The sequence below is a fragment of the Rhizobacter sp. Root1221 genome, from assembly GCF_001425785.1.
GTDB lineage: Bacteria > Pseudomonadota > Gammaproteobacteria > Burkholderiales > Burkholderiaceae_C > Rhizobacter.
Window position 1 is genome coordinate 30095 of the sequence record NZ_LMDI01000024.1, and the last position, 14463, is coordinate 44557.

General features: G+C 69.8%; 12 protein-coding genes. 5 read left to right on the forward strand and 7 right to left on the reverse strand.

The features are described from left to right. The first annotated feature begins 13 nt into the window (after positions 1-13). From ASC87_RS18120 to ASC87_RS18135, 4 genes are all read left to right on the forward strand, one after another. The gene (locus ASC87_RS18120) at positions 14-394 is read left to right on the forward strand and encodes a (2Fe-2S)-binding protein (RefSeq protein ID WP_056665191.1); all 381 of its coding nucleotides are present in this window, start codon (positions 14-16) and stop codon (positions 392-394) included. Continuing rightward, a complete protein-coding gene (locus ASC87_RS18125) occupies positions 391-1794 on the forward strand; it encodes an NAD(P)/FAD-dependent oxidoreductase (protein ID WP_056665194.1) in 1404 nt (467 codons plus the stop codon). The genes ASC87_RS18120 and ASC87_RS18125 overlap by 4 nt, the downstream gene beginning before the upstream one ends. Next, positions 1791-2948, forward strand: a complete 1158-nt coding sequence (locus ASC87_RS18130; protein WP_056665196.1) for an FAD-binding oxidoreductase — start codon at positions 1791-1793, stop codon at positions 2946-2948. Before ASC87_RS18125 ends, ASC87_RS18130 begins: the two co-directional genes overlap by 4 nt. A 135-nt stretch (positions 2949-3083) precedes the next feature. Continuing rightward, entirely contained in the window at positions 3084-4571 is a 1488-nt protein-coding gene (locus tag ASC87_RS18135; RefSeq protein ID WP_056665199.1) for an aldehyde dehydrogenase family protein, read from the forward strand. 39 nt (positions 4572-4610) lie between these two features. Here the strand turns inward: ASC87_RS18135 and alr are convergent, their stop codons facing one another. Beyond that, positions 4611-5672: an alanine racemase gene (gene alr / locus ASC87_RS18140; RefSeq protein ID WP_056665201.1), complete on the reverse strand. Its 1062-nt coding sequence runs from the start codon at positions 5670-5672 to the stop codon at positions 4611-4613. Then, positions 5669-6961, reverse strand: coding sequence for a D-amino acid dehydrogenase (locus ASC87_RS18145; protein WP_056665203.1), 1293 nt, complete (start codon positions 6959-6961; stop codon positions 5669-5671). Before ASC87_RS18145 ends, alr begins: the two co-directional genes overlap by 4 nt. A 381-nt stretch (positions 6962-7342) precedes the next feature. On the opposite strand from ASC87_RS18145, the gene ASC87_RS18150 reads away from it, so the two are divergent. Continuing rightward, positions 7343-8302 (forward strand): porin, encoded by a 960-nt coding sequence (locus ASC87_RS18150; RefSeq protein WP_056665204.1) that lies wholly within the window; start codon positions 7343-7345, stop codon positions 8300-8302. A gap of 95 nt (positions 8303-8397) precedes the next feature. Here ASC87_RS18150 and ASC87_RS18155 read toward each other — a convergent pair whose 3' ends face one another. Genes ASC87_RS18155 through ASC87_RS18175 form a run of 5 tightly spaced genes read right to left on the reverse strand, consistent with a single transcriptional unit; the run spans position 8398 to position 14457 of the window. After that, complete coding sequence (locus tag ASC87_RS18155) at positions 8398-9864, reverse strand: NAD-dependent succinate-semialdehyde dehydrogenase (RefSeq protein WP_056665206.1); 1467 nt, start codon at positions 9862-9864, stop codon at positions 8398-8400. A gap of 1 nt (position 9865) precedes the next feature. Further along, on the reverse strand, positions 9866-10957 hold the full coding sequence (locus ASC87_RS18160) for a tartrate dehydrogenase (RefSeq protein WP_056665208.1): 1092 nt from the start codon (positions 10955-10957) through the stop codon (positions 9866-9868). A gap of 13 nt (positions 10958-10970) precedes the next feature. After that, a complete protein-coding gene (locus ASC87_RS18165) occupies positions 10971-12599 on the reverse strand; it encodes an ABC transporter ATP-binding protein (RefSeq protein WP_056665210.1) in 1629 nt (542 codons plus the stop codon). Beyond that, positions 12599-13507: an ABC transporter permease gene (locus ASC87_RS18170; RefSeq protein WP_056665212.1), complete on the reverse strand. Its 909-nt coding sequence runs from the start codon at positions 13505-13507 to the stop codon at positions 12599-12601. The genes ASC87_RS18165 and ASC87_RS18170 overlap by 1 nt, the downstream gene beginning before the upstream one ends. Continuing rightward, on the reverse strand, positions 13504-14457 hold the full coding sequence (locus ASC87_RS18175; protein WP_056665213.1) for an ABC transporter permease: 954 nt from the start codon (positions 14455-14457) through the stop codon (positions 13504-13506). The genes ASC87_RS18170 and ASC87_RS18175 overlap by 4 nt, the downstream gene beginning before the upstream one ends. Positions 14458-14463 lie beyond the last annotated feature (6 nt).

Sequence of the window (14463 nt, forward strand, 5' to 3'; positions counted from 1 at the left end):
ATCGGCTCACGCCATGCCAAGCCTCCCACCTCGCTCTGGATCGCCCGCCCGCTTCGTTCGGCTGGCCGAAACCGACAGACCCGCGCTGACGCTGCAGATCGACGGCCGGCCCGCCACCGCGCTGGTTGGCGACACACTGCTGGTGGCACTGCTCAACCATGGGCGGCGTGTGCGCGACAGCGAATTCGGCGATGGTCCGCGCGCCGGCTTCTGCCTGATGGGCGCCTGCCAGGACTGCTGGGTCTGGACATCAGCGGGCGAGCGCTTGCGCGCGTGCTCGACGGTGGTGGAAGCAGGCATGTCGATCTGCACGCGGCCGCCCGCGCAGCACTGGCCTGCGACACCCGACCTCCAGCAGTCCATCGCACGCAGCGCCGGGGAGATCTCAGCGTGAACGGCGCACCAGCCAGCGCACCGCGTGTTGTCGTGGTCGGCACCGGGCCCGCCGGCGTGCGTGCTGCGCAGGCACTGGTGCAGGCAGGGCTGCGGCCCGTCGTCGTGGACGAAGGCCGGCGCGACGGCGGCCAGATCTACCGCCGCCAGCCCGAGGGCTTCAAGCGCCCCTATGCCAAGCTGTATGGCACCGAGGCGGCGAAGGCGCAGGCCTTGCACAGCGACTTCGACGCGCTGCGGGACCGCATCGACTACCGTAGCGAGACGCTGGCCTGGAACCTGAGCGAAGGCACGCTGCACGTCGTGAACGCGGGGGAACCGCAGAACTTGCCTTTCGACGCCTTGCTCATCTGCTCAGGCGCCACCGATCGCCTGATGCCCGTGCCCGGCTGGCAGCGCGCCGGCTGCTACAGCCTCGGCGCCGCGCAGATTGCGCTGAAGGCGCAAGCCTGCGCGATCGGCAGCCGCGTCGTCTTCCTCGGCAGCGGGCCGCTGCTGTACCTGGTCGCATCGCAGTACGTGCAGGCCGGCGCGCAGGTGGCAGCGGTGCTCGACACGGCGCCTGCCGTCAAGTCGTGGGGCGCGCTGCGCGGACTGCTCGCGCGGCCGCTCCTCGCATGTCGCGGACTCGGGTTGATTCGCGGCCTGCGCCGCGCCGGCGTGCCGGTGCTTCAGGGCGTGACGCCGCTCGCCATCGATGGTGACGACACGCTGGGTGTGCAGGCTGTCGCGGTGCGCGACTCCGCGGGCCGGCAGCTGCGCTTCGATTGCAACGCGGTGGGCCTCGGCTGGCACCTGCGTGCCGAGACGCAGCTGGCCGACCTGGCGCGCTGCGAGTTCGATTTCGAACCGGTGAGCCGGCAGTGGCTGCCGCGCATCGATGTCGACGGCCGCAGCAGCACGCGCGGCGTGTACCTGGCAGGCGACGGCGCGCGCATCCTCGGGGCCGACGGCGCCGAAGCGGCCGGCCGGCTGGCCGCGTTGGCGGCGCTCGCCGACCTGGGCCATGCGCCGGGCAACACGCTGTATGGCGCCGAATCGGCTGCGCTTCGGCACACACTGGCAAAGATGGATCGCTTCCGCAAAGGCCTGGCATGCGCCTTCCCGTGGCCGCACCCGCAGGCTGCGGCCTTGCCCGATGACGCGGTGGTTTGCCGCTGCGAAGCCGTGACCGCCGGCGAGTTGCGCCGCTGCGTGACCGACATGGACAGCCGCGAAGTCAACCGCGCCAAGGCCTTCAGCCGCATCGGCATGGGCCGCTGCCAGGGCCGCTTCTGCGGCCATGCCGCGGCCGAAATCGTAGCGCACACCTGTGGCATCCCTGTCGAACAGGTGGGGCGGCTGCGCACGCAGGCCCCGGTCAAGCCACTGATGATGAACACACGCGAGGTATCGCCATGAGCGGCGAACCCCTCGACACTGACGTGCTGGTTCTGGGCGGTGGCCTGATGGGAACCACCGCGGCCTTCTTCCTGCGCCGCGATCACGGCCGGTCGGTCACGCTGCTCGAGCGCGAGCTGGTGGGGCGCCAGGCCAGCGGCACCAACTTCGGCAATGTGCGCCGCCAGGGCCGTGCGCTGGCGCAGATGCCGCTGGCCAACCGGGCTCTAGCGGTCTGGGGACGTGTGAAGGAACTGCTGGGCGAGGACCTGGAATTCGCGCCGTATGGCCACCTGCGCGTCTGCTACACCGAGAAGCAGGGCGCGGTGCTGGAACAATACGCGAGGGACGTCAAGCCGCTGGGGCTGGACCTCGAGTTGTTCAGTGCCCAGCAGCTGCGCCGGCGCTGGGGCATCTTCTCGCCCGAGGTCGTGGCCGGCACGTTTTCTCCAAACGACGGCCATGCCAATCCGCGCCTGGCGGGTCCGGCCTTCGCGCGCGCAGCGCGGCGCGCAGGCGCGAACATCGTCGAGCATGCCGAGGTGCTGAAGGTCGAGCGCGACGGCGGAGGCTTCGTCGCACACACGGCGGACGGCCGGCGCTTTCGTGCGCAGCAACTGCTGGTGGCCTGTGGTGCATGGTCGAATCGCATGGCCGAACAGTTCGGCGAGGCCGTGCCGATGGAAGTGCGCGGGCCGCAGATGGGCGTGACGGAGCCGCTGCCCTATGCCATCCGGCCCGCGATCGGCGTGTCGTCGCCCACCGATCACGAGATCATGTATTTCCGCCAGATCTCGCGCGGCAATGTCGTCTTTGGCGGCGGGCTCAGGGGGACGGCCGATGCGGACACGATCCGCGCGTACGTGAAGCCCGACAACGTGCTTCGCCAGCTGCGCGAGCTGCGCCGCCTGGTGCCGGCCTTCGCGCATGTGCAGCTGATCCGCGTGTGGAGCGGCATCGAGGGCTACACCGGCGACCGGCAACCGGTGATGGGCCCCAGCGCACGCGTGCCGGGGCTTCACTACGCCTTCGGCTTCAGCGGCGAGGGCTTCGCGATCAGCCCGGGTGTGGGCGAAACGATGGCCGAGTTGATCGCCACCGGCAGGACGTCCACGCCGATCGACAGCTTTTCCATGGCCCGTTTCGCACCCGAGTTGACAAGGCTGGCGACCTGAAGTGATCAGGACCGTGGCCGCCACCTGCAGCGGTCGCGCCATCGCATCCATGTCCCTCCACAACAGAAAGACACCCATGAACTTCCAGGTAGCGCACAAGTGCAAGCCCTTCTACCGGCCGATGGGCCATTCGCAATGATCGCCGCGACGCCCGCTGATTCGGTTCTCGACCTCCTCGGCGAGACCTGTGGCCGCTTCTTCATCGACGGCGGCTGGGTCGAGCCCGTCGGGAAGGAACGCATTGCGCTCGTGGACCCCGTCACGGAGGCCGTCTGCGCAGAAATTGCCGCGGGCAGCGCGGAAGACGTGGACCGGGCCGTGGCAGCGGCGCGGCGCGCATTTCCGGCGTTTGCCGCGACGCCGCTGGCGGAGCGCTGCGCCCTGCTGGCGCGGATTCAGGTCCTGATCCTCGAGCGTGCCGAACCGTTCGCGCAGCTGTTGACACAGGAGATGGGCGTTGCAGCCGGCTTTGCGCGCGCGGCGCACATACCGCTCGCGGCCGAACACGTGAGGGCCGCCCGTGAGGCTGCCGAGGCCTATCCGTTCGAACAGCTGCGTGGCGAGACAGCCATTCTCAGTGAACCCATTGGCGTGTGCGGCCTGATCACGCCCTGGAACTGGCCGCTTTACCAGATCACCGCGAAAGTGGCCCCGGCGCTGGCGGCGGGTTGCACGATCGTGCTCAAGCCCAGCGAGCTGTCTCCGCTCAGCGCGCTGTTTTTTGCGCAGCTCGTGCAGGATGCCGGCGCTCCTGCCGGTGTGTTCAATCTCGTCAACGGATCGGGCCCGGACGTGGGCGCCGCGATGGCCGCGCATCCCGACATCGACATGATTTCCATCACCGGCTCGAACCGTGCCGGCGCACTGGTGGCGCAGGCCGCCGCGTCCACGGTGAAGCGGGTGACCCAGGAACTGGGAGGCAAATCCCCGAACGTGCTGCTGCCCGACGCCGACCTGAGGCGCGTGGTGCCGCTGGGGGTCACCTCGGCGTTCCGCAACGTGGGGCAGTCCTGCAGCGCACCCACGCGCATGCTCGTTCCCCGCTCGCAGCTGGCGGAGATCGAAGCGCTGGCACGACACACGGCGGAACGGCTTGTGGTGGGCCCGCCCGCCGATCCGGCCACGCACCTCGGGCCGATCGCCAACCGAGCGCAGTTCGACCGGGTACAGACGATGATCCAGCAAGGCCTTGCGGAGGGCGCGCGCCTCGTCTGCGGAGGGATGGGCCGCCCCGAGGGTTTCGAGCGCGGCTTCTATGTCCGCCCGACGATCTTCTCGGACGTGCGAAACGAGATGCGCATTGCCCAGGAGGAAATCTTCGGGCCCGTGCTGTGCCTGATCCCCTACGACACCGTCGAAGAAGCGGTACGCCTTGCCAACGCGACGGTGTACGGGCTCGGCGCGCACGTGCAGAGCAACGATCTTCATCTCGCGCAGACGGTGGCGCGCCAGATCAGGGCCGGCCAGGTGCACATCAACCATCCCGCGTGGGATCCGTTTGCCCCGTTTGGCGGCTACAAGCGATCTGGCAACGGGCGCGAGTACGGTGCCCACGGGCTTTCAGAGTACCTTGAGATCAAATCAGTCCTGGGCTTCTCGCCCGCGGCCGTCAATGGGACCTGACAGGAGGTAGACGCACGGCGAGGGCTGCCGCCCTCGCCGCTACCAGCCGACGTGTCGCTTCGGCGCCCGCTTGGCATTGCACAGCAGCTCGTAGGCGATCGTGCCGGCACGCGCCGCCACATCGCCCACCGGCACGTCACGCCCCCAGAGCTCCACCTCGCTGCCCTCGCGCGCCGACGGCAGCGCCGTCAGGTCCACCGTCAGCATGTCCATCGACACGCGGCCGGCCAGCGGTACCCGGTGTCCGTCGACCGCGACCGGCGTGCCGTCAGGCGCGCTGCGCGGGTAGCCATCGGCGTAGCCGAACGCCACCAGGCCGACACGCGTGGGCCGCGCCGCGACGAACCGGCCGCCGTAGCCGAGCGGCTCACCGGCGGCGATCTCCCGAATCGCGATGACCTCGCTGCACACACGCATCACCGGACGAAGGCCGGCCTGCGGCTCGGCGCCGGCACCATACAGCGCGATGCCACAACGCGCCCAATCACGCCGCGCGGCCGGCCAGGACAGCACACCGGCCGAGTTGGCCAGGCTGCGCGGGCCGGGCAGGCCAGCGGCTGCACTGTCGAAGCGGGAGATCTGCTGCGCGGTGAATGCGCTGTCGCTCTCGTCGGCGCGTGCGAAGTGGCTCATCAGCGTGATCGACGACACCTTGCCGGTCGCCATCAAGCGCGCATGGGCGGCACGGAACGCATCGGGCCCGAAGCCGCAGCGGTGCATGCCGCTGTCAAGCTTCAGCCAAACGTCCAGACCGCCGGACGGCAGCGCGCAGCCCTCGATCATCGTGAGCTGTGCCTCGTGATGGACGACGATGGACCAGGACTCGCGCACCGCGGCGTGCAGCTCCGCGACCGAGAACACGCCTTCAAGCACGAGCAGCGGCGCACGAACCCCGGCGGCGCGCAGCGCCATCGCCTCGTCGCCGAAGGCCACGGCAAAACCATCGGCCTCCGCGAGGGCCCGGGCGCACGCCTCGGCACCGTGGCCGTACGCGTCGGCCTTCAGCACGGCAAGCAGGCGCCCGCCGTGCAGGCGGCGAAGCACGCGATGGTTGTGGCGCAGGGCATCCAGGTCGATGGTGATGCGGGCGGGGCGGCTCATGTCGCGAGGCGCGCCACCCGCCGCACCGGCGCGGCCGGGCGATAGCGGTCGATCCCGAGCCCGTCGGGGTCGATGTCCGGCACCCGGCCGAGCACCAGGTCGGCGACCAGGCGGCCGGAGCCCGCTGCCATCGTCCATCCCAGCGTGCCGTGGCCGGTGTTGAGGAAGAGGCCGCCCACCGGCGTGGCGCCAATGATGGGCGTGCTGTCGGGTGTCATCGGGCGCAGGCCGGTCCAGAACTCACCGGCGGCGAGGTCGCCGGCGCCGGGGAACAGGTCCTGCACTACCTTCTCGAGCGTCGCCCGGCGTCGCGGCCGCAGCGTGAGGTCATGGCCCGCGAGCTCGGCCATGCCACCGATGCGGATGCGGCGGTCGAAGCGCGTGACGGCCACCTTGTAGGTCTCGTCGAGCACCGTCGACACCGGCGCCGACGACTCGTCGCGCACCGGAACGGTGAGCGAGTAGCCCTTCACGGGATAGACCGGCACGCCGATGCCGAGCGGCGCAAGCAACGCGGGCGTGTGGCTGCCGAGCGCGACGACGCAAGCGTCGACGGCCACGCGCGCCCCGCCCAGGCGCACCGCGACGACGCGGCCGCCTTCGACCTCGAGCCCGCTCACGGCCGAGCCAAACTGGAAGCGCACGCCGAGCGCCGCGGCGCGGTCGGCGAGCTGGCGCGTGAACAGATGGCAGTCGCCGGTTTCGTCGTTGGGCAGCCGCAGCCCGCCGCTCAAGCGGTGCGCCACGCGCGCAAGCGCCGGCTCCGCGCGCGCGAGTTCGTCGCGGCCGAGCAGCTCGAACGGCACGCCGAAGCCGCGCAGCACGTCGACATCGCGGCCCACCGCTTCAAGCTGGGCCGCGTTGCGGAACAACTGCAGCGTCCCGAGGCTGCGCTGCTCGTAAGACAACTGCGCCGCGGCGCGCAGCTCGCGCAGGACGTCGCGGCTGTATTCAGCCAGGCGCATCATGCGGCCCTTGTTGACGGCGTATCGCTGCGCGGTGCATTGGCTCAGCATGCGCGCAAGCCACGTCCACTGGGCAAGCGAGCCGTCGGGGCGAATCGCCAGCGGCGCATGGCGCTGGAACAGCCACTTCAAGGCCTTCAGCGGAATGCCGGGTGCGGCCCACGGTGTCGAGTAGCCGGGCGACACCTGCCCCGCATTGGCGAAGCTCGTTTCCAAGGCCGGGCCGTCCCGCCGTTCCAGGACGACCACCTCGGCACCGGCACGCGCGAGGTGCCAGGCGGTGGACACGCCGATCACCCCGGCGCCGAGAACCACGACTCTCATGTGTTCTTCTCCAATGTCATTGCTGCCTCTCGTGGTGACGTACGAAAGAATACGTGCAGGTGCGCGGCGCTTGTTGCCGTTGTAGGGGTGCGCAGCGGCACGGTCTTGCGCAAGTGCACCGAGGGCCGGCATCGAGACATGGATGCCTGCGTGGCGCCAGCGCCACCGCACGATATGCCGCCACAAGCCCTCGTCGCCGCATCGGCGCAGAGCTTGCCGTCGATGGCGATCACAACGGCAGCTTGCCCCGTCGCGACGGGGCAATACGCAATATGTCCATTCAATGGAGATGCTCGAATGTGCTGGCACCCATGGTGCAGCACGGTCCGGGCAAAAGACCCCGTCCGGACCTCCCACGACACCTCACATTCCGAGGGACCCATGACTTTCGCCTTCCACCATCGACTCCTCTTCACTGCATGCACGGCGCTCGCCGGCACGGCCGCCGCGCAGTCCAGCGTCGCGGTCAGCGGCAACCTGGACATCGGCGCCTTCCGTGACACCGCCGGGGGCAAGAACATCGGCACGATCCAGCGCAGCCACCTGCAGTTCTCGGGCAGCGAGGACCTGGGTGGCGGCCTGGCCGCCACCTTCCGGTTGCGCCACCGCCTGGACCTGGACACCGGTACGCCCGAGGGCGCCGGTGCCAAGCCGTTCTGGCACGGCGAATCCACCGTCGGCCTGAAAGGCGGCTTCGGCGCGCTGCGCCTGGGCCGTGCGTTGGATGCGATCCAGGGCCAGGACTGGGCTTTCGACGCGTGGGAGAACAACGACCGCATCGCATCGCCGGCATGGGACCTGTGGCACTGGAACTACTCGGCCGACCCGGTGGGCGGCGGCTCGGGCCGCGTGGCCAACGCGATCTTCTACGACTCGCCGAAGTGGGCGAACTTCTCGCTGCACGTCAGCGGATCGCCAGAGTCACCCGCCGGCGCAGTGGCGAAGACGCGCGCGGGCACGCTGCTCTACAACGACGGCACGGTGCGTGCGCTGCTGGGCAGCGGGAAGAACAGCGCGGGCGCCACCGAAACCTCGTTCGGGCTGCGCGGCAACTACGGCACCCTGTCGGTGATGGGCCTGTACAACGTCAGCGAAACGGTGGCCGATTCCAAGGCCAAGGTCATCACGCTCGGCGCCACGTACGGCCTGGGTGCGACGACCCTGAAGGCCGGCTGGGGCCAGGCCGACGTCGACGGCGTCAAGCGGGAGCGAATCGTGTCGGGGGGCGCCAGCTACGCCCTGTCGAAGCGCACCGCGACGTACGTGGACCTCGCCTCCAAGCGCTTCCCCACCATTGGCACGAAGACCGTGTACGGCGCGGGCCTGACCCACGCCTTCTGACGCGCCCTGTCGGCGCACCATGCGCCGCGGGCCTGCACCGGAAACAGCCGGCGGGGAACTCGATCTGTTCCCCGCCGGCAACGCAGAGGGAACGTCTAGAGCTGCCCCTGGCACAGGTACTTCATCTGCATGTACTCGTCGAGGCCATGCACCGAGCCTTCGCGGCCATAGCCCGATTCCTTGACGCCGCCGAACGGCGCGGCCTCGGCCGCCAGCGCGCCTTCGTTGATGCCCACGAGGCCGGCCTCGAGCGCGTCGGCGACGCGCCAGATGCGCTTGACGTCACGCGAGTAGAAGTACGCGGCCAGGCCGAACGGCGTGGCATTGGCGGCGGCCACGACCTCCGCCTCGGTGTCGAAGCGCGTCACCGGCACGACCGGCCCGAAGGTCTCCTCGCAGGTGCAGGCCATCGTCGCGTCGGTGCCGGCCAGCACCGTGGGCGCGTAGTAGTTGGTGCCCAACGACACGAGGCGCGTGCCGCCGACGGCAATGCGTGCGCCGCGCTCCAGCGCATCGATCACGTGGCGCTCGATCTTGTCGACCGCGCGTGCGTTGATCATGGGTCCGATCTGCGATTCCGGCTCGGTGGCCGGCCCGACCTTCAGCGCACCGACCCGCGCCGCCAGCTTGTCGACGAACACGTCATGCACGCTCGTGTGCACGAACACGCGGTTCGGGCTCACGCAAGTCTGGCCGCCGTTGCGGAACTTCGCCACCATCAGCCCATCGACCGCGGCGTCGAGGTCGGCATCGTCGAAGACGATGAACGGCGCGTTGCCACCCAGCTCGAGCGAGAGCTTCTTCAGCGTGTCGGCGCTGCGGCGCGCGAGCTGCTTGCCCACCGGTGTCGAGCCGGTGAAGCTGATCTTGCGCACGCGCGCGTCGTCGAGCCACACGTCGACCACCTCGGCGGCGCGCTCGCGCGATGCCGTGACGATGTTCAGCACGCCGGGCGGCACACCGGCTTCGCCGGCCAGCTTGACGAGCGCGAGCGAGGTGAGCGGCGTGTCCTCGGCCGGCTTGCACACCACCGTGCAACCGGCGGCCAGCGCGGGCGCGATCTTGCGGGCGATCATCGCGGCCGGGAAGTTCCATGGCGTTATCGCGGCGACCACGCCCACCGGCTCCTTGAGCGCGAACATGCGCCGGCCGGTGACCGGCGCGGGGATCACGTCGCCGTTCGCACGTGTCGCTTCCTCGGCGAACCACTCCACGTAGCTGGCGGCATACACCACTTCGCCACGCCCTTCGGCGAGCGGCTTGCCCTGCTCGCGCGAGATCAGCCGGCCCAGGTCCTCCCGGTGCGCCATGATGAGGTCGTTCCAGCGCTTGAGGATCTGCGCGCGTTGCTTCGCGGGCACGGCGCGCCACGCGGGGAAGGCCGCATGCGCGGCGTCGAGTGCGGCGCGTGCATCGTCTGCGCCGCTGTCGGGCACGCTGGCGAACACGGTGTCGGTGGCCGGGTCGATCACGTCGAACCGGCGGCCTTGCTGTGCCTCGCACCAGCGGCCGATGAAGTTGCGCCCCGGGAGCAGGTCGTCGCGATGGATGGAAAGTGGCATGTCAGAGTTCCTTCACTTGATCGGCGATGGCGCGGCCGACGTCTTCGGTATGGGCCTGGCCGCCGAGATCGGGCGTGCGCGGTCCGTTGACCAGCACGGCCTCGATGGCCTTCACGATGGTGTCATGCGCCGCGCGGCCGGCGCCCTGCCCCTGCGTCAGGAAGTCCAGCATCAGCGCACCCGACCAGATCATCGCGATCGGGTTGGCGATGCGCTTGCCATAGATGTCAGGCGCCGAGCCGTGGACCGGCTCGAACAGCGACGGAAACGTGCGCTCGGGGTTGAGGTTCGCGCTCGGCGCCAGGCCGATCGTGCCGGTCGTCGCCGGGCCGAGGTCGGACAGGATGTCGCCGAACAGGTTGCTCGCGACCACGACGTCGAAGCGCTGCGGCTGCAGCACGAAGCGGGCGCTCAGGATGTCGATGTGCTGCTTGTCCACCGCGACGCCGGGGTACGCCTTGCCGACTTCGTCGGCACGCGCATCCCACCACGGCATGCTGATCGCGATGCCGTTGCTCTTGGTGGCCACCGTCAGCTGCTTGCGCGCACGTGACTGTGCGAGCTCGAACGCGTACTTCAGCACGCGGTCGGTGCCGAAGCGCGAGAACACCGACTCCTGGATCACGATCTCGCGCTCGGTGCCGGCATACATCACGCCGCCGAGGTTGGTGTACTCGCCTTCGGTGTTCTCGCGCACCACGATGTAGTCGATGTCGCCCGGCTTGCGGCCGGCCAGCGGGCACGGCACGCCGTCGAACAGCCGCACGGGCCGCAGGTTGATGTACTGGTCGAACTCGCGGCGGAACTTGAGCAGCGAGCCCCACAGCGAGACGTTGTCGGCCACCGAGGCCGGCCAGCCGACGGCACCGAAGTACACGGCATCGACACCCTCGAGCTGCTGTTTCCAGTCGTCCGGCATCATCTGGCCGTGACGTTGGTACCAGTCGCAACTCGCCCACTCGATCTCCCGGATTTCCAGCGCGAGGCCAAAACGGCTGGCGGCCGCTGCCAGCACGCGCAGGCCCTCGGGCATCACTTCCTTGCCGATGCCGTCTCCGGGAATCGCGGCGATGCGGAACGTTTGTGTTGTCATGTCTTTCACTCCTTCAGGCAACCAGCGCCGGGCGCTGTCGGTCGAGTTCGTCCAGCCAGCCACGCCGCAGTTCGGGTACCGCGCGCGCCAGCTGTTCGTAGTACGGATGGTGCGGTCCGCGGCCGTAGTCGGCACGCGCCACCTGCGTCAGCTTGCGGCCGTGCTGCATGACGATGATCTCGTCGCAGACCGAACGCACGGTGTGCAGGTCATGGCTGATGAACAGGTAGGACACGCCGAGCTCGCGCCGCAGTTCGGCGATGAGGTCGAGCACGGCGGCGCCGACGACGGTGTCGAGCGCCGAGGTCACCTCGTCGCACAGGATCAGGTCGGGCTCGGCAGCAAGCGCGCGCGCGAGGTTCACGCGCTGCTTCTGCCCGCCCGAGAGCCCGCCGGGCAGGCGCCCTGCCAGTGTGCGCGGCAGCTTCACCAGGTCGAGCAGCTCGTCGATGCGCCGGCGCAACGCCGGGCCCTTCATGCCCTTGTAGAACTGGAGCGGCCTCGCCAGGATGCGCTCGATCGTGTGCGACGGGTTCAGCGCCGTATCGGCCGACTGGAACACGATCTGGATGCGCCGCAGCTCGTCGATTGAGCGCTGCGCGAGCGCGGGTTTGAGCTCGCGGCCCATGAACTCCATCGTGCCGGCGCACGGCGCCAGCAATCCGGCGACCGCGTGTGCCAGGGTGGTCTTGCCCGAGCCCGACTCGCCGATGACGCCGATGGCCTGGCCGCGCCTGAGTTCGAGGTCGATGCCCTCGAGGATCATCGTGGCCGGCCGCCCTTCGCGGTTGCGGCCGCCGTAGCCGGCCGACAGGCCCTTCACGCGCAGCAGCACCTCGGCATCCCCGGTCTTCGCGACCGACGCGCGGGGCGCGGGGTGTGCAGCGGCCAGCAGGCACTTCGTGTACTCGTTCTGCGGCGCCGAGAGCAGGCGCTCGGTCGCACCAAGCTCGCGCATCTGGCCATCGCGCAGCACGAGGATGTGGTCGGCCATCTGCGCGACGACGGCGAGGTCGTGGCTGACGTAGACGGCCGTGACCTGCCGCTCGCGCACGACCCGGCGGAAGGCGCGCAGCACCTCGACCTGGGTCGTCACGTCGAGCGCCGTGGTCGGCTCGTCGAGGATCACGACCTCCGGGTCGGTGATCAGCGCCATCGCGGCCATCAACCGCTGCAGCTGCCCGCCGGACACCTGGTGCGGATAACGCTGCCCGATCGTCTCGGGCTCCGGTAGCGCGAGCTCACGGAACAGCGCGATCGCCTTCAGTTCGGCCTGGGCGCGGCGCATCGTGCCATGCAGGCAGGCCGGCTCGACGACCTGGTCGAGGATGGTTCGCGACGGGTCGAACGACGCCGCCGCGCTCTGCGCAATGTAGGCAACCGTGCGGCCGCGCAGCGCGCGCAGCTGGCGCGCGCCGAGCGCGAGCACGTCGACGTCGCCGATGCGCACGCTGCCCCCGCTGATGCGGCAGCCACGGCGCGCGTAGCCCATCAAGGCCAGTGCGGTGGTGGTCTTGCCGGAACCGGATTCGCCGATCAGGGCGAGCACCTCACCCGGCTGGATCGTGAAGCTCAATGCATCGACGAGCGTCACGCCGCCAACACTGACGGTGAGATCTTTGACAAAAACGGGGCTTCCCATCAGCGTGCTCCACGTTCGCGGGCCGCCCGGCCCGGCAGGTTGTCGATCACGAGGTTCACGGCAATCGTCAGGCTGGCGATCGCAAGCGACGGCGCGATCACCGACACGCCGCCTTCGGCGAGCGACCCGATGTTCTCGCGCACCAGCGAACCCCAGTCGGCGTCCGGCGGCTGCACGCCCAACCCGAGAAAGCTCAGGCTCGCGAGCAGCAGCACGACGTAGACGAAGCGCAACCCCAGGTCCGCGAGCATCGGCCCGGCGATGTTGGGCAGGATCTCGCGCAGCATCACGTAGCCAGTGCCCTCGCCGCGCGCGCGCGCGACCCTGACGTAGTCGAGCGCATTGATGTTCACGGCCAGCGAGCGCCCGATGCGGTAGGCGCCCGGCACGTAGATGACGGCTGCGGTGACAACGAGCATGGGCACCGACGAGCCGAAGCCGGCCACCAGCAGCAATGCGAACATCTTGCTCGGGATCGCGGTCATCGTGTCCAGGCCCCGGCTCAGGACGGTGTCGGTCCAGCGGCCGTTCGCTGCCGCCAGCAGCGCCAGCAGCGTGCCCGTGCCGCTGGCCAGCACCGTCGCGACGAAGGCGACACCGACCGTGTAGCGGGCCCCTTCGATCACGCGCGCCAGCATGTCGCGCCCGAGGTAGTCGGTGCCCAGCCAGTGCGCCGCGCTGATCGGCGCGAACACCGCGTCGCCGCCAGCCGCGCCGGTGCGCGAGAGCAGCGCCGGGCCGAGGAGCGCTGCCAGCGCCCAGAACACGACGATCGCGAGGCCGATCCAGCCGGAGATGCGGAACCCGGCCAGCGAAGAAATCAAGCGGCCTCCGCGGATCCGGCTCAGCCGGTCCGCTGGAGTTGCCACCTCGATGGGGGCGGTCGAATGCCGTAGGGGGTGGTTCATTTTCTCAGCCTCGGGTTGGCGAGGATGCCGAAGAGGTCGGCCGTCGTCACCAGGAACAGATAGCCGGCGCAGAACAGCATCGCGCAGGCCTGCACCAGCGGCATGTCGCGTTGCGAGACGCCGTCGACCATCAGCTTGGCGATGCCGGGGTAGTTGAAGATCGTCTCGACGATGATCACGCCGCCGAGCAGGTACGACAGGCTCAGCGCGACGGCGTTCGCGATCGGGCCGACGGCATTGGGCAGCGCATGCGCGAGCACGATGCGCAACGGCGACGCGCCTTTGAGCCGGACCATCTCGATGTACGGTGCCTCGAGCTGGTCGATCACCGCGGCCCGCGTCATGCGCATCATCTGCGCGACGATGACACAGCACAGGGTCAGCACCGGCATCGCGAACGCGCGCAGCAGCTGGCCGAGCGACTCGATGTCGCTGACATAGGACAAGGCCGGCAGCCAGCGCAACTGCACCGCGAACACCAGCACCGCCAGGGTCGCGACCAGGAACTCGGGCACGGAGACCACCGCGACCGCGCCGGCGGACGCGGCCCGGTCGAACCACGAGCCGCGCCACACCGCTGCCGCGATGCCGAGCGAAAGCGCGATCGGCACCGAGAACAGCGCGGTCACCGCGGCGAGCAGCAGCGAGTTCGGCAGCCGGCTGCCGATCAGCTCGGCCACCGGCAATTGCGTGGTGGACGACATGCCGAGGTCGCCGCGCGGCAGGCCGCCGATCCAGCGCAGGTAACGCTGCGGCGCCGGCACATCCAGGCCCATCTGCGCGCGCAGCGCGGCCAGCGCCTCGGGCGTCGCATCCTGCCCGAGCTGTTCCTGCGCCGCGTCGCCCGGCAGCACGGCGGTGATCGCGAACACGATCACCGACACCGCCAGCAGCGAGAGCAGCGCCAACGCGATGCGCTGGGCCAGCAGCTTGAGGACGAGGGCGTTCATCGCTGG

Coding starts and splice junctions, on each gene's coding strand:
- ASC87_RS18155 (WP_056665206.1), bottom strand. CDS start 9,864: ATGCCACTTTCCATCCATCGCGACGACCTGCTCCCGGGGCGCAACTTC.
- alr (WP_056665201.1), bottom strand. CDS start 5,672: ATGAGCCGCCCCGCCCGCATCACCATCGACCTGGATGCCCTGCGCCAC.
- ASC87_RS18175 (WP_056665213.1), bottom strand. CDS start 14,457: ATGAACGCCCTCGTCCTCAAGCTGCTGGCCCAGCGCATCGCGTTGGCG.
- ASC87_RS18135 (WP_056665199.1), top strand. CDS start 3,084: ATGATCGCCGCGACGCCCGCTGATTCGGTTCTCGACCTCCTCGGCGAG.
- ASC87_RS18120 (WP_056665191.1), top strand. CDS start 14: ATGCCAAGCCTCCCACCTCGCTCTGGATCGCCCGCCCGCTTCGTTCGG.
- ASC87_RS18150 (WP_056665204.1), top strand. CDS start 7,343: ATGACTTTCGCCTTCCACCATCGACTCCTCTTCACTGCATGCACGGCG.
- ASC87_RS18170 (WP_056665212.1), bottom strand. CDS start 13,507: ATGAACCACCCCCTACGGCATTCGACCGCCCCCATCGAGGTGGCAACT.
- ASC87_RS18160 (WP_056665208.1), bottom strand. CDS start 10,957: ATGACAACACAAACGTTCCGCATCGCCGCGATTCCCGGAGACGGCATC.
- ASC87_RS18165 (WP_056665210.1), bottom strand. CDS start 12,599: ATGGGAAGCCCCGTTTTTGTCAAAGATCTCACCGTCAGTGTTGGCGGC.
- ASC87_RS18145 (WP_056665203.1), bottom strand. CDS start 6,961: ATGAGAGTCGTGGTTCTCGGCGCCGGGGTGATCGGCGTGTCCACCGCC.
- ASC87_RS18130 (WP_056665196.1), top strand. CDS start 1,791: ATGAGCGGCGAACCCCTCGACACTGACGTGCTGGTTCTGGGCGGTGGC.